This window comes from Pseudomonas corrugata, assembly GCF_050920615.1.
Taxonomy (GTDB): Bacteria; Pseudomonadota; Gammaproteobacteria; order Pseudomonadales; family Pseudomonadaceae; genus Aquipseudomonas; species Aquipseudomonas corrugata.
This window is the reverse complement of record NZ_CP130434.1, coordinates 3,463,124-3,488,062: the sequence shown is the minus strand read 5'-3', so window position 1 is coordinate 3,488,062 and position 24,939 is coordinate 3,463,124. Positions and strand designations below refer to the sequence as shown.

Sequence of the window (24,939 nt, the reverse complement as noted above, 5' to 3'; positions counted from 1 at the left end):
TAAGTCTAACCGTCGATACGTCAAAAAATAGCAACGCGCGTGGCATTTTGCCAGTCCTGCCGTTTACGTACTTGGAGGCTCCATGTGTTCGACGAGGCACACCGCTACCGGCTGGTGGTGGCCGAGGACAAGCTCCAGGCCAATCAACTGGGTAGGGAAAGTCATGCGACAACACGCGTCATTTGTCTCCTAGAGCAACTCCGCGCTTGAAGATCTCCAACGTCTTCGGCCCGATGCCGTTAAAGCTGAGCAACCATCGCTCAAACTCCGCAGCTTCCATTGAACCGCTCTGCAAAGCGTTCATCCGAGATTCCAGTTCGGTATCCAGGCCTACACCCAGCTCGTGCAGTCGCCGCGCCGTGGACTCATCGTAGCGTGCGTAGCCCGCTTGCCCGAGGAGCCTGACAAGGTCTCGACGGGAGCATCGGGCGAGCTTTGCAGGCGTATCCAGGCCATATCGATCAACCAGGTTCCGGTACGCCTCGACGGCGACAGAGGACCGAATCCTTTTACCGATCAGAAAACTGGCGAGCAGCCACCGAAACACTCCGTGGCCGCCCGGGGCGTCGATCTCGATACCCAGGTCGGCAGCGGAAATGGGGGTCACCCCTTGGTTCGCCTGGGGTCAGCGGAACGCGGATAGGTGCGTTCTTCCTCAATGGAGCCGTCGGCTTTGTGAATCTTCACCGAGGCGGTCTTGCCATCAAAGAAATCTGCCAGAGAGTTCATCAGCTCCTGCTTTGTGGCAGCTTTTTTGGAAGCACGTTCTGCGCCGGCTTTCTTAAGTTCCCAGCCATCCGCAGACGGGCTCAGGTGGTAGTTGTCCATTGCCTTGCTCCTCACATTCAAATGGATTCTGCTTCGTCCTGAATATCTTCCTCCGCCTCATCCTCATCCGTGGCGTCGGCATCGTTCAAGGGCGGTGAAGTGGGCTTTTCCGGATCGTTGATGTAAGGCACGCCGCTAGGGCCCTGCTCTTCAAGTCCTTCAGTCTCAGGCTGCATGCTGGTTCTCCTTCTTCTTTCTGATAGTGCTTGGAGGACAGGCACTGCGAGGCGTTCAATGCTATACGAGCTTGCGCCAGCTTTAGCCCGACGAGTCGTACCCACTCAGAATTAACAACGTTTAACTCACCAGCCAGAGCCCCGCGGCCAATAATCAGGCCCTCGTCACCGAACTGGCTACAGCATGCATACCGCAAACCAAGCACTGAACACCCAGAGCCTTTGCAGCAGTAAAGCTCGCGCCCAACAATGGCCACGATCCAGGTTCTGGTTATCCATGTTGCTGATTGGCACCTGCGGCACAGCCCTGGCTGCCGAGCCATCGGCGCAAGGCTTTATGGACGGCTCAACCCTGGATGTGCTGAGCCGCAATTTCTTCCTGCAGAATGACTACCGATCCCCCTCCCCGGCGAACAAAAACTATAAGCAGGAGTGGGCTCAAGGCTTCATCGCCTCATTTGCCTCCGGCTTTACCCCTGGCACCGTTGGGTTTGGTGTCGACGCCCATGGTTTTCTCGGTGTGAAACTGGATGGTGGCAAGGGGCATTCCGGAACAGGTTTGCTGCCGCTGGATTCGGATGGCCGAAGTGAGAGCGATTTCTCCAGTGCCGGTGGTGCGTTGAAACTGCGCGCCTCTAGAACCACCTTGGCCTACGGTGAGATGACCGTGGAAACCCCGGTGTTCGACACTGCCGACAAACGCCTGCAACCGGAATACGCCACGGGGTTTCTGCTCGACAGCCTGGAATTCGACGACGTGCATTTGCAGGCCGGGCGTTTCACCGCTTTCAAGAATCAGGACGCCTCGACCAGCAGAGGGGATTTCACTGGTTATGGAGTGGGCACCGATACCGGCAGCATCAGCTTGCTCGGTGCCCAATTGTTCGAAGACCAGCCGTTGGGCGGCGCTCTGTATGCTTCCGAACTGACCGACACCTGGCGTCAGTACTACGCCAACCTGCATCTGAAACAATCGGGATTCTTTCTGGACGCAAACCTTTACCATACCCAGGATTACGGCGACGCCGAGGCTGGCGCGATTGATAACACCGCCTATAGCCTGTCTGGCAAATACACCCTCGGCGCTCAGGGATTCACCCTGGCCTATCAGAAAATCCATGGCGACACGCCCTTCGACTTTGTGGGCGGCGACTCGATCTACCTCGCCAACTCCATCAAATACGCTGACTTCAACGGCGCTGGCAAACGCTCGTGGCAGGCCCGCTACGACCTCGACCTGGGAGCTTTTGGTATCCCGGGATTAAAATTCATGACCCGCTACGTTACCGGCCGCGGCATCGACGGCTCCCATGCCCCTCTAGGTGGCGCCTACAACCCATTTGACCCGGCTACCGGCCAATTCATCCCGCAACAAGGGGATGGCGGTCGCCACTGGGAGCGGGATATCGATCTGCACTACACCGTGCAATCGGGGCGGGCCAAGGATTTGTCCCTGCAGGTGTCCCAGGTGACTCATCGGGCCAACAGCGCCCAGGGCGGGGATGACATCGACCGGATTTACGTGGTGATCGAGTATCCCCTTGGATTGGGACGCTTTTAACCGATTAACTTCACGGGGGGCTTGGATATCCTCCACCCCCGGAGACATCACTACCCTCCTCCGAGCCCGATTCACGACCTGTTATGCGGCCATCGCCTCACAAGCTTCAGCGCATGTCCGGCAGGCCTGCGCACATTTTTGACAGTGCTCCGCTTCGTGCTTGCCACACTCGTTGGCGCATGCTCGACAGGCCTGAGCGCATAGACGGCAGATGCCGGTAGCAAGGTCGCTGTTGCGTGCCATAAGTCTTGCCGCGAGTACGCACATATCCGCGCAGTCTCGGTCCAGCTTGATGCAATTAGCCATCATTTGAACGTTTTGCTCTTGCAAGCAAGATGATGCGCACGTTTCACATGCTAAAGCGCAGCGTAAGCACTCGGAAACGCAATCTTCGTAAGTCTTGGTCATCTGAATTCTCCCGTCAGGTTTAGGAGTTTTTCCTCGTCAGACGTTCGACTTGAGACAGAACACGAAGGTTTCTTGAATTTGGTTATCTGAGCCTTGAACGGGCTCGGATGCGTGAACTTTCACACTCAAGGTTTGGCCGGCAAGGCTGATTCCAGGTACGTCGAGCGAGTTCAAGATGTCTGCCGCCCCCATGTTTGGGACGAAATGCGTTGCTGGCGGTCGAATCCGTTAGGCTTGTTCTCGGGCCTGAACGTTAGCGGCGAAGAGGCCGAGTAAATCGATACATCATGAGCGCTACTCTCTTCAAAGGCAGCGCTTTAAACAATGCACAATCTTGTGTCACACGATTCATGCCCCGGGCTGTTGCTGTCCTGGGCTCGCACCGAAGGAGATGTCCATGCCAGACCAGGTCGAGCCACCTCGGAAGCCGACGCTTAATCCGCCGGTTTTTTACACCTCAGGCGTCATTCTGCTTCTGCTGGTGTTATACGCAAGTGTCTTTCACAGTCACGCCCAGATCGTATTCGGGCACGTCCAGAGCTGGATCATCACGAACGTCAGTTGGTTCTACATCCTTGCCGTCGCGATCATCCTGGGCACTGTAGTGTTCCTTGGAATCAGCCGGTACGGAGACATCAAGCTAGGACCAGACCACAGCACACCGGATTACAGCAGCACAACCTGGTTCGCGATGCTGTTCTCGGCGGGCATGGGAATCGGTTTAATGTTCTTTGGCGTTGCCGAACCCGTCATGCACTTTCTCAACCCGCCCGTGGGGGACGGCAACACGGTTGAAGCCGCGCGGGAAGCAATGAAGATCACGTTCTTCCATTGGGGTCTGCACGCGTGGGCGATCTATGCCATCGTCGCGTTAATCCTGGCTTACTTCAGCTACAGGCATGGTCTTCCGCTGACATTGAGATCGGCCTTATATCCACTGATTGGCAACCGAATTTTTGGTCCTATTGGTCATGCAGTCGACATCTTCGCGATCATCGGCACAGTGTTAGGCGTAGCGACATCCCTAGGATTCGGTGTCTCTCAGATCAATACCGGACTCAATGCCCTGTTCGATGTGCCCATCAATACGACAGTGCAGATCATCTTGATCTTCGCAACCACTGCGCTCGCCACCATCTCGGTGGTAACCGGCCTGGACAAAGGCGTACGACGGCTTTCGGAACTGAACCTGTCGTTAGCTGTGTTACTGCTTTTGATGGTGATTGTGCTCGGGCCGACCGTATTTATCCTGCAGACCTTTGTACAGAACACGGGTGGATACCTGACCGAGATAGTCAGCCGAACCTTGAACTTGTATGCCTATCAGCCAACGGATTGGATTGGTGGCTGGACACTTTTCTACTGGGGATGGTGGCTGGCGTGGTCTCCATTCGTAGGTCTTTTCATAGCCCGAATTTCCCGCGGTCGAACGATTCGTGAATTTGTGATGGGCGTCCTGCTGGTGCCCACTGCATTCACGCTGCTATGGATGACCGTGTTTGGCAACACTGCTATTCATATGATTCTGACCGAGGGGGTGACTGACCTGAGTGCCGCTATTGACAAGGACACCTCGCTGGCATTGTTTGCCTTTCTTCAGCACTTCCCGTTTTCGAGTGTCATTTCGCTGGTCGCCATCATCATGGTGGTGGTCTTCTTTGTAACTTCTGCGGACTCCGGTGCGATGGTGGTAGATATGCTCGCCTCGGGGGGATCACCTGTGACCCCGGTGTGGCAACGAGTATTCTGGGCCTCCAGCATGGGGCTGGTAGCTATCGCATTGTTGTTGGCTGACGGATTGAAGGCGCTACAAACGGCAACCATTGCCAGTGCGCTCCCCTTCACTATCGCGCTGCTATGCAGTATACGAGGGTTGCTGAAGGCATTGAAACTTGACGCGACCAAGCGCGGGCTTCGCTATCAATCGATATCATCTGCGACCGCTCGTAGCACAGGCGGATGGCAGCGCCGGCTTAGAACAATGGCCATGTTCCCACGTCGCGCTCATGTTCTACGCTTCATCACCGAGACAGCCAAACCCGCTTGCATGTCCGTGGTGGAAGAATGGCGCAAGCAAGGTTACACATGCGATGTCGAAGATGGAGAAGACGGAGGTGTTCGACTACGTGTCGGGAGCGCGGAGAATCCAAAGTTCGTTTACGAGGTGCGTCCTCATCCCTATGCCATGCCGAGCTTTGTGATGGGCGACACCGAAGATGAGGAACGAAAGTATTTCAGAGCTGAAGTGCATTTACGCGAGGGTGGCCAAGACACTGACATTATGGGGTGGTCACGTGAGGAAGTGATCGGCGACATTCTCGACCAGTACGAGCGTCACATGCACTACCTCCATCTAACAGGTTGACTGTTTCGGGCCGCATCCAGCTTCATGATCGGAGTCAGTGGGCCAAACGGCTCACCCCTGTCCGTGAGCAGTTGGGATAGACGCTGATGAGCGAATTTCCAAGCTGACGTGCCTTCGTCACGGCTGTGCGGTTTTCCTGCGATCTGCTCCATTTATCATCTCCTAGGTCGTTTCGTAGGTTTGGCGGGCGCTTTATCCTCTGCCCCGGAGGAGTCAGCGCCCTCCTCTTCTACCCTTGACTCATCTGTCTCAGCCTGCCGAAGTTGCTCATTCTCTTTCTGAAGCGACGCCAGCAGCGCCATGGCTTCCTGCTCACGCAGATCAGCTACAGTGGCGGCCTTGTGGAGCGCCTTTGCCTCTTCACGCAAAGCCGAGATCTGCTCGATGAGGTGCTCAGTCACCCCAGCGGTCCTGGCCTCACCCTGGCGCAGTGCGTCAATTTGAATGTTGAGAGACTGAACCAAGGCTTCCTGAGTATGCAGGGCTTTGGTTTGCTGCCTGGCGTCACCAAGCAGGCGTTCATTGTCGCGATTGAGTCGCGTCAGATCGTCCTGTTTTACGGCGATGGTCTCTCGCAGCTTGCGCTGTTCAACCTGCATCTCATGCAGTTGAGACTCGTGCTTGCGTTGATCCTGATCTCGCTGTTCCTTCACCGCCGCTCGATAGTGCTCGAGTGCCCCACGGGCCTGCACATGCTTTTCCTCCAGGGATTGGATGTGCTTGTCCTTTTCTGCAACCAGAGACTCCAGGTCGGTGCAGCGCTGACTGAGGCGTGCGTTGCGCATCAACTCAGCCTGAAGCGAGGACTGGCTGGTCGCAAGCTCAGCGCTCTGCGTCTCTGTCGCGGCCTGCTGGGTGGCCAAATGACGTTGAGTGGTCGCCAACTCCGATCTGAGCTCGACGAGCTGGTCTTCCAGCGCAGTCCGCTGCTGCTCAAAAGCCGCGGTCGCCTGGGAGATGACTTCCTGGCCCTCCTCCATCAGCTGATCCAGCAGCGTCTGCACCATGCCGCTGAGCGCTTCGCCCATGCGTTCACGTGAGGTCGCAGGCTCTGAGTTGGAGGGTTCAAGCTCCTTCAAGTAGCGCGAAATCGTTGTCTTGGAGCCCGTGTTACCGAGCTCTACGCGCACGGCGTCGATGCTGGGGTTGGCGCCCCTGGCCAGCAGCGCCTGACGTGCTTTCTGCACTACAGCTTTGTTGATTCCGCCTCGAGCCATGGGGCCTCCTACGATTACGTACCGTATTACATGTCATGTAAATACATAATGAATTAAGCGAACATTACACCCTTTTATCGCGCTTATCTAGAAGTCCATAATAGTGCTTTATGGCTTCTTGAACCGTCGCTGCGTCCGGAGCACCTCCCCCGCGGCGTATGCAGGCAGAAACGCTCCGATTTTGAAGGCGGCAGACGATGGAAAAGGCAGATCGGTACCTCAGCGCCGGCACCCGGGAGAACACGCGGAAAAGCTACCGGGCGGCGATCGAGCACTTCGAGGTCACGTGGGGCGGGTATCTACCCACGACCGGCACAGGTGTGGTTCGGTACTTGGCGGAGTACGCCGACAAGCTCTCCATCAACACGCTGAAGCAGCGTCTGGCAGCCCTGGCGCAGTGGCACATCACTCAGGGCTTCCCAGATCCGACCAAGACGCCTGACGTTCGTCAAATGATCAAAGGCATCAGGGTCGTGCATCCGGCACAGGTCAGACAGGCCGCCCCGCTGCTGCTGAAACATCTGGAGCAGGCGGTCACCTGGCTTGAAGGGCAAGCTGCAGCTGCGCTTGAACGCGGAGACTACAAGTCGCTGGTGCGTCATCGTCGCTCGGTGGCGATTATCTTGATCGGATTCTGGCGTGGCTTTCGGGGCGATGAGCTGGCAAGGCTCACGGTGGAGAATACGAAAGCCGTAAGCGGCGAAGGCATTACCTTTTTCCTGCCCTACACCAAGGGGGATCGTCAGCATGAGGGCACTTCCTTCCATACGCCAGCGCTGGTCATGCTTTGCCCCGTAGAGGCTTATATCAGCTGGATAACGGTGGCCGGGATCGCGAAAGGTCCGGTGTTCCAGCGGATTGATCGCTGGGGCAACCTGTCAGGCAAACCCATGCAGCCCCATAGTCTTATCCCCGTACTGCGCCGTATTTTCAAAGAAGCCGGACTACCAGCGGAGCTATACAGCAGTCACTCGATGCGGCGCGGCTTTGCGACTTGGGCGTCTGCGAACGGCTGGGACATCAAGGGATTGATGGAATATGTGGGCTGGAAGGACATGAAGTCGGCGTTGCGCTATGTGGATGCCAGCGTATCCTTCGGCGGAATTGCTTTGCGCACCGCCCAACAAGCCCCCGTCCTGGAGAACAAGAGGATTTCCGGTGTTCACCCAGATCACTGACCTGTCCGGGGGACTTCAAACACTCTTTGAGACCGTGAACAACGCGTCAAAGCGTTCCCCGACCAAGATGCTATTGCTTCTTGAATAAAAGCAAGACTAGAGCGATTGTGGCAAGCAATGCTCCCATGAGGAACGTGCTGTCTGATCCAATGCTTTGCCATAGCCAGCCCGCAAGAATGCTGGCGATCAGCATGCATACACCGCTAACCAGATTGAAAATGCCGAAGGCCGTACCTTTGAGTTTTCCGGGCGCTTTATCGGCCACCAGCGAGGCAAGAATCCCTTGGCTGAATCCCATATGCCCTCCCCATAACACAACACCCAGCAGCATCGTGATGACAGAACCGCACTGAGCAAGAATCAGATCCGCCAAGACAAGTAGCCCCATACCCACACAGAGCAGTTTCGTGCGACTGATACGATCAGATAGCCAACCGGCAGGGTAAGCGGACAACGCATAGAAAAGCGCCATTACTACCATCACCAGCGGAACCCAAGTCACTGACAAGCCCAGTTGTTGTGCCCGTAACACCAGAAACGCTTCGCTGAACCGGGCGAGCGTAAACACCCCGCCAACGACAACCACCCACCAATACCCAGCGGAGAAGTCGTGAAGAACTCGCCAATGTATTGGAGACCGAAACTTGTGTTCTCGAGAGGCGCTAGCGGGCTCTTTTACTCCAGTGACAATGAGAGCCACCGCTATAGCTGCGGGAATCACCGCAACCCACAGTACAAGCTGTATATCTGCGAGCCACAGCATCAGCGAGATCGCCAGAGCGGGGCCGAGAACGGCCCCTACGGTATCCATCGATTGGCGTAACCCAAAGCAGGCCCCGCGGATCTCGGGTGGCGAAACATCTGCCACAAGGGCATCTCGCGGCGCACCTCGGATACCTTTTCCGACTCGATCCAGAAAGCGTGCAGTGAAAATTACTTCAACCGAGTGAGCCAAAGGAAAAAGCGGCTTGGTCAGGGCCGCCAAACCATACCCAAGCAACAGGAGTCCTTTGCGCCTGCCAATGAAATCGCTGATGGCGCCAGAGAATATCTTGACGAGCATGGCGGTCGACTCGGCAATCCCCTCGATTATCCCGACAGTCAATGCGCTCGCACCTAGCGTGGTGACCAAAAACACGGGCACCAAGCTGTGTACAAGCTCAGACGATATATCCATGAACAGGCTGACAAAGCCCAAGGCCCAGATCGTGCGCGGAATACGAAGACGCTCAACATTGGTGTGTGGACTTTCGCTACTCATATGGTCTTTCTGCACTCATGGGTGAAAGCAACTTGACGTCCCCAGTTCCTCTACGCTGATTTCACGCATACGGAATTTCTGCACCTTACCGCTGACGGTCATGGGAAAGTCGTCAACGAACTTGAAGTGGCGTGGCGTCTCGAAATGAGCAATACAGCCTTGGCAGTATTCGCGAAGATCGTCGGCGTTTGCCTGGTGCCCCTCATGCAACCTTACCCAAGCTACGATCTCCTCTCCATAAACTTCGTCCGGCACGCCGATCACCTGCACGTCTGCCACCGAAGGATGGGTGAAGAAGAATTACTCGATTTCGCGTGGATAGATGTTCTCGCCACCCCGAATGATCATGTCTTTGTTTGCGCCCGATGATCCTCAGATAACCCTACTCATCCATGATCGCCAAGTCACCGGCGTGCGTCGATGGCCTCATCGATCTCCAGCAGGTCGGCGATGTCGTCAAAAATCCCGGCAATGTCATCGTTGCTCATTGCGCGTGAACTTGTGGTCGGGGTCGACAGCGGTGCCCGAGACGCTGCAGCCTTCAGCCTCATCGCCCCAGCCTTGCCATGTAAAGCGCGACAGACTGCGCGTCGCCATCAGACAGTGCATGCGCGATCTGATTGCCTGGATCACGCCGCTCCTGAAGGTCGGCCTGTTGGAGCAACTTGATCTGGCGAACCATGTAGGCCGCGTGCTGGCCCGCCACCCGCGGCGTCTGGCCGAGACCCTGACCTTCGGCACCATGACAGGTGCTGCACGGGGCGATATTTGACTCAGGTACGCCGTGGCGAAAGATCAACTCCCCTCTTGAGTCAGGCGTTTCGGCTTCTGCTTGCATGGGGCGCTGCCTGGAAAAGTAGTCCGCCAACCCGGCTATCTGCGACTCTGTCAAATGGGTAAAGCCCCACATGTACTGGGTCGCGGCCTTGTCCATGCGTGCATGGCCTTTGAAATCGATCAACTGCACCTTGAGGTAGTCGTTCTGCTGCCCGGCCAGCTTGGGAAACATCGGTGAAACCGACTCCCCGGTCAGCCCATGACACAGGGAACACACGTCATCGACCAGAACCAGCGCGGGCGCTGTCGCGGTTTTTTCCGGGGGCCGATCCGTTGTGCCGGTACAGCCCACGAGCGTCGCCATGCAAAGGGCAAGCGTCAGGGAGATAGAGCGCGTCATACCACATACCTCCATGATCAGCGTCGACAGCCCGAGTTCAGTGTACAAACACCTTCGCTCAAGGCGGAGCAGGCTTTATTGATAAACCTCAATTTCGATCGCTTCACCGATGCCCAGGTAGTGCTGAGACGCCGACTGGCCGGACGCCGGCTATGTCGATCGGTAGCACCGACCGTGGCCAGGTGGCGGCGGCCGATGTTACTACTGCGGCGGGCGCCCTTGCGTCGATCCGCGCTGCCAGGCCCGTTGCAGTAGCTCAATGACTTCTTCATCACTGGTCTGGGGGAAATTCGAGTACCAGTAACCGACGGACATCATCCGCCCAGGGATCAGCGGGCAGATCACTTCATTGACGATGCAGCGCAGGGTTTCCACCGTATCTGGCGGCGCCACCGGCACCGCCACGACAATACGCGCCGGGGCCTGCAGCTGCACCGCGTGGATGGCGGCGATCATCGAGGCCCCCGTGGCCAGGCCATCATCGATCAGGATGACCACCTGACCTTTGAGTAGCACCGGCGGCCGCGTCCCCCGGTACACCTGCTCGCGGCGCAATAGCTCGCGGGTTTCCCGTGCGACCACGGCGTCATAACTGTCTTGATCTATCGAATGCGCCCGCAGCATCTCTTCATTGCGGATGTGTATCCCGCCACTGGCGATGGCGCCCATGGCGAATTCCGGCTGGGACGGAACGCCGAGCTTGCGCACCACGAGGAGGTCCAGCCGCACCTGCAAGGCGTTAGCCACCTCATACGCCACCGGGACACCGCCACGGGGCAAGGCCAGGATGATGACGTCGGGGCGCCGTGCGTATTTAAGCAACGGCTCCACCAGGCTTTGACCGGCCGCCGACCGATCCTGCCAGAGGGTTTGCAGAGAAGGGTTATGAGTCATGGGTCACCTCGTCAGGCGCTGACGCCTTTGGTTTGATTACACCGGGCCTGTGCGTGCGCCTCGCTGTTTCAGTGCGTCCATGTTCATGATGTTGTCCTCCGCTTGCGGCGCGGCGCGGCCGGTTTGCGCACGCAGGCGCGCTATTGCTTTTTGCGTTGGTAATCAGCCTATCCAGTGGATCTCGGGGGGCTTGTGCGCGATGGCCACAGGTGCCGACTTGGGATGCCCCACGATAATCGGAGCCACGGGCGTCCACTCGGACGCAAGTCCCAGCGCATGCTTGCCCTGCGGCGTATTCAGGAAGCCCTGGGCGAAACCGATCCAGCACGTTCCGAGCCCCTCGGCATACGCCGCTAGCATCAGGTTCTCGGCAGCCAGGGCACAGTCTTCGACCATCCATTGACCGGGCGCGTTACCCGAGATCAGCACCAGTACCGGCGCGTGGTAAAAGATCTGAAAACTGTCCTGGCCGAGCAACGCCTGAAAGTGGCTGGAGTGGTTGCCTGCCGGCATGGTGGCGAGCATCCAGGCCTTGGCCTCGCGGGAAACCCGCTCCAGCAACGCCTGATCGCGAATCACCGTGAACGTCCACGGCTGTTGGTTCATCGCGCTGGGCGCCTGGACGGCGGCTTCGATCAAGCGACAGATGAGTTTCTCATCGACCGGCTCAGACGTGTAATCACGTGTCGAGCGCCGTCCGGAAATTGCCTGGGTCAGGTTCATGCGTACGTGCCTCCAGTGTTTCATCACGGCGTCCACCCGAGCGGACGGTCGGGTGATTCATATCGAAGCAAGGCGTGACCTGCCGCTCAACCCTCGGGAAACGACGGCTGGGCTGGCGGTTCTTTTTCTGGAATATCGGTGATGGTCGCCTCGGTCAGTAGCAGGATACTGGCCACTGAAACCGCATTCTCCAGGGCAATCCGCACGACTTTGGTCGGATCAATAATGCCGGCTTCGTACATATCGACGTACGTGTTTGCAGCCGCGTCGAAACCGATGTTTCCAGGCTCCGCCAGCATGCGCGCCACGACAACGCCGGCATCTACCGCCGAGTTTTCCGCGATACGCCGGGCCGGCGCTTCCAATGCCCGGCGCAGTATCTGCAGGCCGGTACGGACATCCCCCTCATGACGGGCTTCCTCGGCGGCAATCGACGTCACGGCTTTGAGCAGCGTCAGCCCTCCTCCCGGGACAATCCCCTCGGCAATCGCCGCACGGGTCGCCGAGATCGCATCATCCAAGGCGTCCTTGCGCGCCTTCATTTCGGCTTCGGACGGCGCGCCCACCCGTATCACCGCAACGCCGCCGGACAACCTGGCCACCCGCTCCTGCAGCTTTTCACGGTCATAGTCGCTGGTGGTAGCCGCCATTTGCGCGCGAATCTGCTGCAGGCGTGCGTCGATGGCTTCGCGAGTACCGGCGCCGCCTATCAGCGAAGTGCTGTCCTTTGAAACCACCACCCGATGGGCTCGGCCCAACTGCTGCAGTTCGACCTGTTCGAGGGAGATCCCCAGATCGCTGGAAATCACTGTGCCCCCCGTCAACACTGCCATGTCCTGCAGCATGTCCTTGCGTCGGTCGCCAAAGCCTGGGGCCTTGATCGCCACGGCTTTAAGCACGCCGCGGATATGGTTGACGACCAGGGTGGTCAACGCTTCCCCTTCGATATCGTCTGCGATCAACACCAGGGGTTGACCGTTTTTGGCGACCTGCTCCAGTAAAGGAATCAAGTCTTTGAGTCCGCCGATCTTGTGGTCGCAGAGCAGCAGGCAAGCGTCTTCGAGTTCGACCTGCATCTTTTCGGTGTCGGTGACGAAGTAGGGCGAGACATAACCCCGGTCAAAGCGCATCCCTTCCATGACCTCGACCACCGTTTCGGTGGTCTTGGACTCTTCGACGCTGACCACGCCCTCGACCCCGACCTTCTCCAGGGCATCCGCCACCAGTTGCCCGACAACTGGATCGTTGTGCGCCGACAGCGTCGCGACCTGGGCCTTTTCCTTGGGCGTGCTGACCGTGCGGGACTGCGCCGCGAGCGATTCCAGCACCAACAACAGGCCACGGTCCAGGCCGCGCTTGAGATCGATGGCACTGGCGCCGGCGACCACGTTGCGGATGCCATCGGCCAGGATGGCGTGAGCCAGTATCGTTGCGGTGCTGGTGCCGTCGCCTACCGCATCACCGGTACGTTCCGCGGCCTGGCGTAGCATTTGCGCACCGAGGTTTTGTTCGGGGTCCTGCAGATCAATGCGCTTGGCGATGGTGACGCCGTCGTTGCAGACCGTGGGGTTGCCCCATTTATTCTGCATCAACACCGATTTGGATTTCGGCCCCAGTGTCACGCACACCGCATCCGCCAACTGTGTGGCACCACTGAGGACTCGCTCGCGCGCGGCCGCGCGAAACTCGATTTTGCTGTGGGCCACCAGAGTGCTCTCCTTTCGGTTCGACGGAATCTGCATGCTTCTCTGAAGAGGCGGTGCCCATGTTGACTTTTATCAACAAAGCCATACCCATGACGAGGCTTGTCGCGTTGGTTTACCGACTGTCGCCCGGCGCTCCGAGAGTTGACAAAAATCAATCCGCCCGGCGGCAAACCGCGTCCCAATCAGAGTGTGAAATCCACGCGTGCCTCAATACGTGGGTTTTCCCCTTTCGACGCGCCAGGAGAACCAGCATGGACAAATATCAGCAGAGCCAGAAAAACAAACTGTTCAAAACACCGCCCCATGATCCCTATTGCTTGCAGCGTGTTGAAGGTTCAGCCGTGTGCCCGCAGTGCAACGCGGTGTACCAGGCCGGGAACTGGACCTGGATCCAACCCGAGAGCGCTGTAGTGCATAACGCGCAAAGCGTGACCTGCCCTGCCTGCCGTCGCATCGCGGATAATGCCCCGGCCGGCACCCTTACGCTAACGGGGAGCTTCATGCAGAAGCACCATGATGAAATCATCCACCTGATCGAGAACACCGAAAAACAAGAAATGGCGGAGCATGCGCTCGAGCGCATCATCCACTTGTCGCCCGTTGCGCAGGATTTGACGGTGACCACCACCGGCATCCATCTCGCGAATCGCCTGGGGCATGCCCTGGAAGGCGCGTTCAAGGGAAAGGCTCAGTACCGTTACGGCGATACTGAGTACGGCGTACACATCACCTGGACTCGTGACGAATGACACCCGACCCTATGGCATACCGCGAGCGCGGCTCAAACGTTGGTGGCGGTAGAAGAGCCGCTTCACTCCTTCAGCCGCCGCCATGTACACCCCGCTGATTTCCAGCACCGTCAGCAGGATCGGCAAGGGCAAGGGTACCAGGCCAAACCACGGCGCTTTCGGGCTGTAAGGCAGCCCGACGGCCAACGCACCGATGGCAGCGGCACTCGACAGCAACAGCGTCGCCGGCCGGCTCTGGTAGAACGGGCGGTAGGTGCGCACGATGAAAATCGTCAATAGTTGGGTCAACAGCGACTCGACGAACCAGCCACTGCGAAAGACTTCGGGACCCTTTTCCGCCAACAGGTACAGCGCCGCGAAGGTCAATACATCGAACAGTGAGCTGACCAGTCCGAACACCACCATGAAGCTGCGGATGTCACTGATGTTCCAGCGATGAGGGGTGTTTTCCCATTCGCGGTCGACGTTGTCGCTGGCGATACCCATGGAGGGGATGTCAGAGAGGAAGTTGTTGAGCAGGATCTGCTTGGCCAGCATCGGCAGGAAGGGCAAGACCAGGGACGCGAGAGCCATGCTGATCATGTTGCCGAAATTGGCACTGGAGACGATGGAAATGTACTTCAGGGTATTGGCAAACGTATGCCGGCCCTCCTCGATGCCTTCGCGCAACACGTCGAGGTTGTGCTCCAGCAGTACGAAGTCGGCGGCCTGCTTGGCCACATCGGCGGCGTTATCCACGGAAATACCGATATCGGCCACCTGCAGCGCCGGAGCATCATTGATGCCGTCCCCCATATAACCAACGACATGCCCGGTCTTTTGCAGGGCGCGGATGATGCGTTCTTTCTGGTTGGGGTCGACCTCGGTGAAAAGCGTCGTCAGCGGCGCCAAGTGCATCAATGCCTCATCTTTCATGGCGCTGAGCTCGGCGCCGGTGATGATCCGCTCCACCGGCAGGCCCACGGCCTGGCCGACATGCCGGGCGACCAGATGGCTGTCGCCGCTGATGATCTTCACCTGCACGCCGAGGCGGTCAAGGCTGGCAAGGGTGTCTTTGACACCCGGCTCCGGCGGATCGAAGAACAGGAGAAAACCGCGAAAGGTCATGTCTTTTTCTTCGTCCCGACCATAGTGCGGAAGGTCCGGCAAGACACGCGTGGCCAGGCCCAGAACCCTGAACCCCTGCTCGCTCCAGTCGGCGAAACGCTGCGTGATCGCGGCCCGCTCGGTCGCGGTCAGCGCCAACAATTGTTCACCACGGCGCACATGGGTGCAGACCTCAAGCACGTTGTCCAGCGCCCCTTTGGTCACCATCAGCCTCACGGCCTCCGGTGCATTCGCGACCACCACGCTCAAGCGCTTGCGGACGAAGTCATACGGTACTTCATCGCGTTTGTTCGCCCCGGGACAGGGTGCCAGGGTTTTGCCAGCCAGGGTGATCGCATCATCCATCGCGTTGCGCATGCCGGTCTGCAGACTGGCATTGAATACCGCCAGCTGCAGGACAGTGGCATCGCCATTGCCCTCTACGTCCATGGCGCCGTCCAGCACGACGACACCCCGGGTCAGCGTACCGGTCTTGTCGGTACACAGGATGTCCATCGCCCCCAGGTTTTCGATGGCATTGAGATGACGCACGATCACGCCTTTGCCCGCCATGCGTTGCGCACCTTTGGCCAGGGTGATGCTCAGGATCGCCGGCAGCAGCTCCGGCGACAGCCCGATGGACAGCGCGATGGCAAACAACAAGGTATCGAGGGCGGGACGATGCAACAGGATATTGATGCCGAACCCACAATCGTGATCACCAGCATCACCCGCAGCAGCAACCCGCCAAAGCGTCGCAGGCCGCGCTCGAACTCGGTCTCGGGCGGGCGCAGCGTCAGGGTCTTGGCAATGCGCCCGATTTCACTGTCCGAGGCGTAGCGGGTGACCAGCACCTCGGCGGTCCCGCTGCGCACCGAGGTGCCCATGAATACACAGTTGTGCCGTTGGCCGAGGGTGGCCTCAGGTGTGCAAACGCCCGGTAATTTCTCTACCGGGAAGGTTTCGCCAGTAAGCAGACCCTCGCCGATGAAGCAATCGAGGGCCTGCAGAATCCGGCCATCGGCCGCGATCAGGCTGCCGGCGCTGAGCAACAGGATATCCCCCGGCACCACCTCGCTGGCGGCAATATCCAGGGGCTTGCCGTCGCGACGTACCGTGGCGCGCAGTGCGATCTTGCTGCGCAATTGCTCCACCGCCGTGCTCGCGCGATTTTCATACCAGGCGCTGAGTACCGCGCTGATGAGCACAATGCAGCCGACAATCGCCGCATCCAGCCAGTCCCCCACCGACACGGCCACCAGCGCGCCCACAATCAGGATCAGCACCAGGGGCGTGCGCATTTGCTCCAGCACCAGCCTGGCCAGACCGCGCGGGCGGTCCTTGGGCCGGGCCGGCGCGCTACGCATGCGCGCACGGGCCTCGGCCTGGCTCAACCCTTGCGGACTGCTGTGGACGTTGCAGAACACCTGGTTAAGCGCCGGGCTCCAGTAATCGGTGGTAGCCAAGCGCTCCGGTTGCCTGGCGGTGGAGCGCCATTCGCGATGGGCCAGCCAAAGGCCGGGCAGCATCGGTAACCAGAAGGTCAACCCGCGAAACAACAAAGTGGCGGAAAGTGCCACTGCAACGTTCACCCCGATCCAATGCAATGTCACCACCGCCGCTGCTTCGAAGGCACCGAGCCCACCGGGCACGATGCCGATACTGCGCAGCACACTGGCCAGCATAAAGCCGGCAAACAACCCCAACGGCGGTGCCGAGACACCCAGCGCCCGGACCAGAACCCACAATGTCGCGCTATCCAGCACAATGATCATCAGCTCCAGGAGGGTAATGCGCCAGAGCAGAGCCGGGCTGCGAGCCAGGTCTTTGTCCGCGCCCGTGAGCAATGACACGACTCTGGCGACAATCGAGAAGCGCTGCCCCGGAAGATGCGCCACCAGGCGCGGGTTGCCCGTCAGTCGAGGCATGACGACTGCCAGCAGCAGACTCACGCTGACGAAGAGCAGGCACGCCGTCATGACCGTCGGTGTGGCATGGCCCTGAAGGATCACCACCGGCAATGCCACGCCGACTGACACTGCATACGCCAGAAAATACCCGGACAAGTCCAGCACCAGGCTTGCCAGTACCACCGGTTTTGCGAACCCGAGGCGGACGAAGGAGGCCACGACCGCGAAGGCTCCGCTGATACCCGAGGACGGTAGCGCTTGATCGACAAACAGCTTCATCACACTGAGTCTGCCCGCGTCCCAGAGTGAAAGCGATTGCGCCCCGGCCTTGAGCACGACCCGAAAGACCTGGCCTTGGGCGATATACGTCAACCCCTGCAGAGCCAGCGCGGTGACCAGCCATAACGGCTCTGCCCGGGCCAGCAGGCGTGTGAACGATTCGACGTCGGTGAATCGCAGGGCCACGCCGACCACGGCTGCAAACATCGCGGCCCCCAGCAGCCAGGTTAGCCACAGCGCGGAGCGGCTATAGGGGGGCTCTTCTTCAAACACAGGCGAATCAATGACACCTGAAGTGGGCGATCTGACAGGCATGCCGTGCCCCTGAACGAATCAGCAGAGTGCCTGATTCTGGCGCGGTACGGATGGCTGCGTTTGATCCAGGTCAAACCGCGAACGGCAGTGGCTCGGATGTGCGGGTGGAGCATGTGCCGCTGAATGTCACGCGACGGGCTTTGCGGGTCCGCAGCGCGCTTTCTGACTTTGATCAATACGTTTGCGCCGCCAAACCCTCAATGTGGTCCCGGTCGTTGTTCGACCTCACTGTGCGCTGGAGTCCACCATGCTAGCTAATCAACACACTGCTGCTCTCATTGCCGAGATGGATAAAGCATCGCCCGCAGAGCACTGGCTGGAGAAACTGAACGACGGAACCCATGTGCTCATTCGTCCGCTGTCGACCGATGATCATGCGCGCCTGCTGCTTTTTTTCCAGCGTCTGTCTCCTCTGTCGTTGCGCTTGCGCTTTCTGGGGGCGGTGCACCATGTCGATGGGCACGCCATCGATACACTGCTGAGTGAGTCCGAGATGTTCAGCCGAGGTTACCTGGCACTGATCCACCATGAGGGCGAGTTGCAGGTCATCGGCGTCAGCCACTACAGGCGTGCCGAGGATAATCCCGAACACTGCGGTTGCGCTGTCGCCGTTGCCGAACCCTGGCTACGCAAGGGCCTGGGCCGTTTATTGCTCGGGCATCTGATAGATGCAGCCAAGCGCAAGGGGTATCGCAAAATGTGCTCGACGAACCTGTCGACTGATTACCCGGTACATGGGTTGTACAAACAATTTGGCTTTACCTCGACTTACCTGGACCGGGACTTTGATCGCATTGTTCACGAACTGGAGCTCTAATCGGGTAAGTTGCCCGACTTTTCATCGGTGTTCCAGGTGGTAGCGCGCTTGTACCAGGCGCGCGATCCGAGCCAAGGCATCCTGGGACGCCACCGAGGCGTCGGTTTCCAGCAGATGGGTTTCGTTGGCCAGCACGTCGTCGCGGATCACCTCGCGAAACCAGTTGGAAAAATCTCCGGCCTCGCGGTGTTGGCAGAAGGCGCCATCGTCCAGGCGCGCCAGCGAAGATAAAAACTCAGCCAGGTTCGATGCGCGTTGGTCAAGGCTTGGAAAGTAGAACGCATGCCAGTCCCCCACATCCCCCACCGCATATTTGCCGCTGTGGCGATGATGTTTCTGCTGGGGTTGCTGCGGGGTCATCTGCACCACTTCATTACCTTTGCGCAGCTCCCAGAGAAAGCAGTATTCAGGCGCTGAGGTGCGCGGCGCAAACTCCGGGCTGCTGCGCTGCGTGTGTTGGGCATAACGTTGGACCAGCTCCCGGGCGGTACTGCCCAACGTCACCAGTACATCAACCGCCTCCAACAAGGACGGGCAGACCTGATCGAAATCCAGGGCCACGATGACCGCTCCCATATTGGCCAGAAACCCCGCGGGCCAGGCGGCACAGTGGGGCAACATGTAATGAGCCTCGTCCACCACCAGCCAGTAGGGCCGGCCCGAGGTGCTGCGTAGCTGCTGGATAAAAGGCAGCAACTCGCCGAACAGTTGCACCCGGGCCGGCGGGTCCAGGGCCAAGGTGCTCACCACGACGTTGAGCCGTGCCAGCAACAGGTGATGCAATGACTCTTCGGTGGTCGGCGGAACGGTCAGGCCACCCACGGTTACCGCACCGTCCAGGGACAGGTAATCGCCTTCGGGATCAATGATGCAAAATCCCTGGCGCGCCTCAACCATGCGCTCGGTCAGCCAGGTCACATAGCTCGACTTGCCGGAGCCGGAATTGCCGATGACCAGCATCACCGACTCCGGCGCCAGCCAGACCTTGCGTGCATCGGCGGTCTGCCCCAGTTCCATGCCTATACGCTCGACCGGAACCAGCGCCGCGTCCTTTTCCAGGAGCATGTCGATCAATTCGCAGACACCTTGCCCGTGATCATTGCGCAGGCAGATATCCGCCTGGGCCTTGATCGACTCAATGGCGTTGTTCACCGCCGCCGAACAGCCGCAGATCGCCAGAAACGCATGGTCATTTTCAGCATCGCCCACACCGACCACGTTCAATTCACAGATCCCCAGTCTCAGCAACGCCGCGCTCAGGCCCGAGGCCTTGTTAACCCCCGACGGCAAGACCATGACCGCATCTTTGTTGAAGGTCATCTGCAGCTCTAGGCCGAGTTCGCGTATCGAGGTGATCACCGCGCCCTCGAACGGATGCCAGGTGGCGATGACAGACCTGCCGACCGATAAGGGCGAAACGCCTTTTTCGCGCAGGCGCTGTACCAGTTCAGTCGAGGCCGAATCGGCGATGAGCTCCTCTGTATCGGTGCGCGGGTCATACAGGAGCGCTCCGTTTTCCGCGACCACCAGGTCGAACAGATCCAAACGGTCAAAATGATGCTTGAGCGCTTGCAGCTCCCTGCCGGTAATCAGCAACAGCTTGCGACCACTGTCCCTGAGGGTGGCCAGCGCTGTGCAGACTTGCTCCGGAACATTGCCGCTCTCGGCAATAGTGCCGTCATAGTCCACCGCCAAGGCTAGGAAATGCATGATTGCTCCATGACGGGTTCGGTGGTGCAGGCCCCGTCAACCGATACTCGATGAGGTTGAGGTCTTGCCGTTCATTCTGTGCAGTGGCCCGGTGGGCAAAGGCACTTTGTGCAAGTACATTTCGAACCAATCCGCGGTCAGTCTTGCGACGTCGGCAAGCGCGCCGGGTTCTTTGAAAAGATGCGTGGCACCGTTGACCACCTCCAGACGTTGCATGCAGTGCAGCGTCTGGCCGGTCCGCACATTCAGGCGCAGTGTCATCGGATCTTCCGAACCCACCACCTGCAAGGTCGGCGCACTGACCCGGGACAATGCCTCGGCGGCAAGATCGGTGCGCCCTCCCCGACTGACCACCGCCCGCACACTGCCGCTGTGAGCGGCGGCGACCAACGTCAGGTTATCCCAGCGCTGCTCTGTTCTGGTCAGCAGGTCAACCACCAGCGTGCCCATCCCATGGCGCGACAGATAGTCGGCAATGAACTGGTTGCGAGGGTTCGAATGACCGCCCCCACTGCCATGGACCAGGATGACCAGGCATTCCGCACCTTTGGGCAACCGCAAATCACCAGCCATACTGCTTGGCACGTTGCTCGTTTTTCCGCAGGCAGCGATTGATAAAAATCAAGTACGCGCGACATCGAAAACCCCGTGCGCCAATTGCTGCGGCACCCAATGCGGGGTAATCAGTTTGCAGACGGCTCGATTGCCTCCAGCAGGTATCTACTGCCGGTGCCCGTACCCGCTACCCCAAATAAATGTCACGCCCCTGGGTTGTCTCCCCGAGATGCCATGGGGTCAGCGGTTTCAGTCAAGCCAGGGCAAGGGGTTTGACCATCATCAAACTGCATGAGGTGCGGTTCAGCACGCTCTCTGCGGTGTTGCCAATCATCCGGTCGAGCCTGTCGCAATAGGCCGTGCCCAGCACAACCACGTCAAACCCATTGTGCCGGGCGAACAGGCTGATCACTTTGTGAGGAATGCCGGTCAATACATGCTGGCGCGCCTGCTCGATGCCGTAGCGCTCGGCGAGAGCGTCGAAGGCTTCAGCCTGGGCGTCATGGACCGCATCGCTCAAATTACTCTCCAGGCTCAGGGTCGGCACACTCATTGGGGGATCGCCCATCACCGACCAGTTGCTGACATTCAGCAGATGCAATTGCGCGTCGCACGCCTGTGCCAATGTCGACGCCAATTCAAGCACGCGCTCATTCAGGCCGTAGGTCAGTTCTTCCAGATGCGACAGGTCCACGGCGGCGAGTACTTTCAACGGCTTTGCATGTTGGGCGTCGGTGACCAGGTGCAGACAGGCCGGACAATCGCGTAAAAGCAGCCAATCCAGGGGTTGATGGAAGGTCCGGTCAAGGGCCGAAACATGCTGAACGTCCTTGACCACCAGGTCGGCGTTAAAGTCGTTCACATACGCCAGCACATGCGCCGGGCTGGGTTTTGCCCACACCACTTCATAGCTGATCTCCAGCCCCGCGCGCCGTTGAAAGCGAACTTGCTGCTCCAGCCAGTGGCGATGGATCTGTAGATAGCCTTCCCTGGCCTGGGCCATCGCCTCATGGTCGAGCAGCCCGGCCAATGCGAGCGGGGTGACGTAGTCAAACGCCACAATATGCAACAGCGCACCAGTGGCACTGGCCAGTGCCTGGCCCCGGTCAAAGGCAGGGGTGCGTATCATCTCTGAAGGCGCAATCAACAAAATACGTTTGAGTGACAACATTAGAGACCTCGACCTGGGTGCATGCGCCCCTGAATACAACGCGACTTCCCTGCTTTACGACTGAAAACCGTCGTTCAAGTATCTGGCGCTGCCCTGCGTACGCTCTGATTTTTGTCAACTAATGGCATGCTCCAACCCAATGACCGAATCACTCGGGCCTTGTTGATATACCTCAATGATTTTCCGTGGCTCGGGTGTAGAAACCATTCACTGGCCACTCACGGCCCGTCATGAGCCACGAATTCGACTGAGGACACCATCATGAGCGACTTGAGCTTGCGTAAGGCCATTTTGGAAGAACTTGAATTCCTGCCCCAGATCGATGCAGCCAACATCGGTGTCGCGGTGGAAAACGGCGTTGTCACACTGACCGGACATGTCGGTAGCTACGATCAGAAAATCAGCGCCGAGCGCGCGGTAAAAGCGGTCAAAGGCGTTCGCGCCGTGGCCGAGGAAATCGAAGTCAGACTGCACAAAGGTGCTGGCACAGCGGACGACACCATCGCCAACCGCGCCCTGAAAATCATCAGCTGGAGCGCCGACGTCCCGCCCAACGCCGTTAAAGTCATCGTTCAGAACGGTTGGATCACACTTGAAGGAGAAGTCGACTGGCAGTACCAGAAGGAAACCGTGGAGAAGATGGTACGCAAGCTGTCCGGCGTGCTTGGAGTCAATAATCGGCTGACCCTGAGCCCGCGGGTGGACATCGTCGATATCCACAAACGGATTGAAGAAGCGCTCAAACGCAGTGCCGAAGTGGACGCCAGGGATATACACATCAAAGTCGACGGTGATGTGGTCAGGCTCGACGGCAAGGTCCACCTGTGGCGTCAGCGCAAACTCATAGAGCGGGCCGCCTGGTCGGTGCCGGGAGTCATGCGGGTGGAAGATCACCTGCTGCTGGCCTGAAAGTGAGGCATGCCCCAGGACATCGGCCGGCGAACCGGGGGCATTCAGAGACTGCACTCGCGGTGCGCACCTTCTTGTGAGTCAAGGTCATGAAAAAGAACCATCAATGGAACCTGTCTTACTTTCTGACCGCGTTTGTCGTGTTCGCAGCTGCACAGTTTCTGTGGGCGGAACATCGGGTAGTGCAAACCATCCCCTATAGCCAGTTTCTGCAACTGTTGAACGAACAGAAAGTCAGCGACCTGCTGGTCGAGAAAGACCAGATCAGGGGCAAGCTGCAAGTGCCGATCGACGGTCACACGCTGTTCTCGACAGTACGGGTCGATCCCGCGTTGGCCACGAACCTGGCGCAGTCGGGTGCCAGCTTCACCGGCGTCAATGACAATGGCTTTTTGAGCGGCCTGCTGGGCTGGCTGTTGCCCTTCATCCTGATCATGGTGGCCTGGCACTTCCTGTTCCGCGGCGTCGCGCAAAAGCAGGGCCTGGGCGGGCTGATGAACATCGGCAAGTCCCGGGCCAAGGTATTTGTTCAACGGGACACCGGCATCACCTTCGCCGATGTCGCCGGCATCGATGAAGCCAAGGCCGAGCTGGTGGAGATCGTCTCGTTCCTCAAGGACAAGGCCAAGTACGCACGGCTGGGGGCGCACATTCCCAAAGGCACATTACTGGTCGGACCGCCGGGCACCGGCAAGACCCTGGTGGCCAAAGCCATCGCAGGCGAAGCCGGGGTACCGTTCTTCTCGATCTCTGGCTCGGAATTCGTCGAAATGTTCGTCGGCGTCGGCGCTGCGCGAGTCCATGATCTGTTCGAACAGGCCCGCGAGGCCGCGCCTTGCATCATTTTCATCGATGAACTGGATGCTCTGGGCAAGATGCGCGGCGTTGGCGTATTGGGTGGCAATGACGAGAAGGAACAGACCCTCAACCAGCTTCTGGCGGAACTGGACGGCTTCGACCCACGCGAGGGCGTGGTGCTGCTGGCCGCCACCAACCGCCCGGAAATTCTCGACCCGGCACTGCTGCGCGCTGGCCGGATCGACCGTCAGGTGTTGATCGATCGTCCGGATCGTAAGGGCCGGCAGGCGATTCTCAGCGTGCACCTGCAAAAAATCACCGTGGAGCCGACTCTCGACAGCGCACGCATTGCCGAGATCACCACCGGTTTCACCGGCGCAGACCTGGCGAACCTGGTCAACGAAGCGGCGATTGTCGCGACCCGCCGTGGTGCCGACACGGTCAGCCTGGACGATTTCACCGCAGCCGTGGAACGCTTGGTCGCCGGCCTCGAACGCAAGAGCAGCGTGCTGCGCCCCGAAGAACGCCAGGTGGTGGCGTACCACGAGATGGGGCACGCCCTGGCGGCAACTCACCTGCCGGCCATGGACCCGGTACATAAGGTCTCCATCGTACCGCGTGCCATTGGCTCCCTGGGGTACACCCTGCAGCGTCCGACGGAAGACCACTTCCTGATCAGTTGCCAGATGCTCAAGGACCGCATCGCCGTGTTGATGGCCGGCCGCGCCGCCGAGTCTCTGATCTATGGCCAGATCTCCACCGGGGCAGCCGACGACCTGGCCCGCGCGACTGATATCGCCCGGCAGCTGATCACCCGCTTCGGCATGAGCGCCGAGCTGGGACAGTCGGTGCTGGAGCGACAAAGCCTGAGCTACCTGGGCGAGCAAATGCAGGCCCCGGGGCAGAAAGATTATTCGGAACAGACCGCCCGGGAGGTCGACTTGTGTATACGTGCCCTGCTCGACGAAGCCTACGCACGGGCCAAGACCTTGCTCCAGGCGCATCGCGCCGACCTGGAGGCCGGCGCGCGACTGTTGATGGAAAAGGAAAGCCTGACCCCAGAGGACTTCCCCGCGCTGTTGCCACTTGCACCGGTTGCGGTTGCCGCGATTTTGGCAGCGCCCTGAAAAAACCTGCCGAGGCTCA

At 59.1% G+C, this 24,939-nt stretch carries 21 protein-coding genes and 2 pseudogenes; 7 read left to right on the top strand and 16 right to left on the bottom strand.

All coding sequences use genetic code 11. From position 1 onward, the window contains the following. Window positions 1–178: 178 nt before the first annotated feature. From QZH45_RS15740 to QZH45_RS15730, 3 genes are read right to left on the bottom strand one after another with little or no spacing between them, the layout of a single operon-like run. Window positions 179–607: a DNA methylase gene (locus QZH45_RS15740; protein WP_024777211.1), complete on the bottom strand. Its 429-nt coding sequence runs from the start codon at window positions 605–607 to the stop codon at window positions 179–181. Further along, the gene (locus tag QZH45_RS15735; protein WP_024777212.1) at window positions 604–828 is read right to left on the bottom strand and encodes a DUF2188 domain-containing protein; all 225 of its coding nucleotides are present in this window, start codon (window positions 826–828) and stop codon (window positions 604–606) included. Before QZH45_RS15735 ends, QZH45_RS15740 begins: the two co-directional genes overlap by 4 nt. Before the next feature lie 17 nt (window positions 829–845). Beyond that, entirely contained in the window at window positions 846–1,004 is a 159-nt protein-coding gene (locus tag QZH45_RS15730; protein WP_167355714.1) for a hypothetical protein, read from the bottom strand. Between the two features lie 277 nt (window positions 1,005–1,281). Here QZH45_RS15730 and QZH45_RS15725 point away from each other — a divergent pair, with 277 nt between their 5' ends. Continuing rightward, a complete protein-coding gene (locus tag QZH45_RS15725; protein ID WP_055134971.1) occupies window positions 1,282–2,565 on the top strand; it encodes an OprD family porin in 1,284 nt (427 codons plus the stop codon). A gap of 81 nt (window positions 2,566–2,646) precedes the next feature. Here QZH45_RS15725 and QZH45_RS15720 read toward each other — a convergent pair whose 3' ends face one another. Then, the gene (locus tag QZH45_RS15720; RefSeq protein WP_080686197.1) at window positions 2,647–2,973 is read right to left on the bottom strand and encodes a four-helix bundle copper-binding protein; all 327 of its coding nucleotides are present in this window, start codon (window positions 2,971–2,973) and stop codon (window positions 2,647–2,649) included. Window positions 2,974–3,370: 397 nt separating this feature from the next. On the opposite strand from QZH45_RS15720, the gene QZH45_RS15715 reads away from it, so the two are divergent. Beyond that, on the top strand, window positions 3,371–5,338 hold the full coding sequence (locus QZH45_RS15715) for a BCCT family transporter (protein WP_053193993.1): 1,968 nt from the start codon (window positions 3,371–3,373) through the stop codon (window positions 5,336–5,338). Window positions 5,339–5,493: 155 nt separating this feature from the next. Here QZH45_RS15715 and QZH45_RS15710 read toward each other — a convergent pair whose 3' ends face one another. Then, entirely contained in the window at window positions 5,494–6,555 is a 1,062-nt protein-coding gene (locus tag QZH45_RS15710; protein WP_055134970.1) for a DNA-binding protein, read from the bottom strand. 197 nt (window positions 6,556–6,752) lie between these two features. Here QZH45_RS15710 and QZH45_RS15705 point away from each other — a divergent pair, with 197 nt between their 5' ends. Beyond that, a complete protein-coding gene (locus QZH45_RS15705) occupies window positions 6,753–7,733 on the top strand; it encodes a tyrosine-type recombinase/integrase (protein WP_024777216.1) in 981 nt (326 codons plus the stop codon). 70 nt (window positions 7,734–7,803) lie between these two features. Here QZH45_RS15705 and QZH45_RS15700 read toward each other — a convergent pair whose 3' ends face one another. The 7 genes and pseudogenes from QZH45_RS15700 to groL form a co-directional block, all read right to left on the bottom strand. Beyond that, window positions 7,804–8,994 (bottom strand): MFS transporter, encoded by a 1,191-nt coding sequence (locus tag QZH45_RS15700; protein WP_024777217.1) that lies wholly within the window; start codon window positions 8,992–8,994, stop codon window positions 7,804–7,806. 15 nt (window positions 8,995–9,009) lie between these two features. Next, a pseudogene (locus tag QZH45_RS15695) lies at window positions 9,010–9,409 on the bottom strand (AMP-binding enzyme); the annotation flags it as partial. Next, complete coding sequence (locus QZH45_RS15690) at window positions 9,399–9,545, bottom strand: hypothetical protein (RefSeq protein ID WP_155514796.1); 147 nt, start codon at window positions 9,543–9,545, stop codon at window positions 9,399–9,401. The pseudogene QZH45_RS15695 and the gene QZH45_RS15690, both read right to left, overlap by 11 nt. Further along, window positions 9,542–10,219, bottom strand: coding sequence for a c-type cytochrome (locus tag QZH45_RS15685; RefSeq protein WP_231995030.1), 678 nt, complete (start codon window positions 10,217–10,219; stop codon window positions 9,542–9,544). Before QZH45_RS15685 ends, QZH45_RS15690 begins: the two co-directional genes overlap by 4 nt. A 153-nt stretch (window positions 10,220–10,372) precedes the next feature. Further along, complete coding sequence (locus QZH45_RS15680) at window positions 10,373–11,065, bottom strand: phosphoribosyltransferase (protein WP_053193989.1); 693 nt, start codon at window positions 11,063–11,065, stop codon at window positions 10,373–10,375. A 162-nt stretch (window positions 11,066–11,227) separates the two neighbouring features. Next, entirely contained in the window at window positions 11,228–11,788 is a 561-nt protein-coding gene (locus QZH45_RS15675) for a nitroreductase family protein (RefSeq protein WP_024777221.1), read from the bottom strand. 86 nt (window positions 11,789–11,874) lie between these two features. Beyond that, window positions 11,875–13,494 (bottom strand): chaperonin GroEL, encoded by a 1,620-nt coding sequence (groL, locus tag QZH45_RS15670; protein WP_053193987.1) that lies wholly within the window; start codon window positions 13,492–13,494, stop codon window positions 11,875–11,877. 251 nt (window positions 13,495–13,745) lie between these two features. On the opposite strand from groL, the gene QZH45_RS15665 reads away from it, so the two are divergent. Then, a complete protein-coding gene (locus QZH45_RS15665) occupies window positions 13,746–14,243 on the top strand; it encodes a BCAM0308 family protein (protein ID WP_024777223.1) in 498 nt (165 codons plus the stop codon). A gap of 9 nt (window positions 14,244–14,252) precedes the next feature. Here the strand turns inward: QZH45_RS15665 and mgtA are convergent. Continuing rightward, window positions 14,253–17,833, bottom strand: a pseudogene (gene mgtA / locus QZH45_RS15660) (magnesium-translocating P-type ATPase). A gap of 247 nt (window positions 17,834–18,080) precedes the next feature. Here mgtA and QZH45_RS15655 point away from each other — a divergent pair. Further along, the gene (locus QZH45_RS15655) at window positions 18,081–18,650 is read left to right on the top strand and encodes a GNAT family N-acetyltransferase (protein WP_053193985.1); all 570 of its coding nucleotides are present in this window, start codon (window positions 18,081–18,083) and stop codon (window positions 18,648–18,650) included. Window positions 18,651–18,671: 21 nt separating this feature from the next. On the opposite strand, the gene QZH45_RS15650 is transcribed toward QZH45_RS15655, so the two are convergent. The 3 genes from QZH45_RS15650 to QZH45_RS15640 form a co-directional block, all read right to left on the bottom strand. Beyond that, the gene (locus tag QZH45_RS15650; protein WP_053193983.1) at window positions 18,672–20,360 is read right to left on the bottom strand and encodes an HAD-IIB family hydrolase; all 1,689 of its coding nucleotides are present in this window, start codon (window positions 20,358–20,360) and stop codon (window positions 18,672–18,674) included. 36 nt (window positions 20,361–20,396) lie between these two features. Further along, entirely contained in the window at window positions 20,397–20,933 is a 537-nt protein-coding gene (locus tag QZH45_RS15645) for a dienelactone hydrolase family protein (protein ID WP_050593787.1), read from the bottom strand. A gap of 235 nt (window positions 20,934–21,168) precedes the next feature. After that, entirely contained in the window at window positions 21,169–22,086 is a 918-nt protein-coding gene (locus QZH45_RS15640) for a universal stress protein (protein WP_053193981.1), read from the bottom strand. Between the two features lie 261 nt (window positions 22,087–22,347). On the opposite strand from QZH45_RS15640, the gene QZH45_RS15635 reads away from it, so the two are divergent. Further along, window positions 22,348–22,995 carry a BON domain-containing protein gene (locus QZH45_RS15635; protein ID WP_055134968.1) on the top strand — a complete coding sequence of 216 codons (648 nt, stop codon included), beginning with the start codon at window positions 22,348–22,350 and terminating at the stop codon, window positions 22,993–22,995. 89 nt (window positions 22,996–23,084) lie between these two features. Beyond that, window positions 23,085–24,920 (top strand): ATP-dependent zinc metalloprotease FtsH, encoded by a 1,836-nt coding sequence (gene ftsH, locus QZH45_RS15630; RefSeq protein ID WP_069018220.1) that lies wholly within the window; start codon window positions 23,085–23,087, stop codon window positions 24,918–24,920. Window positions 24,921–24,939 lie beyond the last annotated feature (19 nt).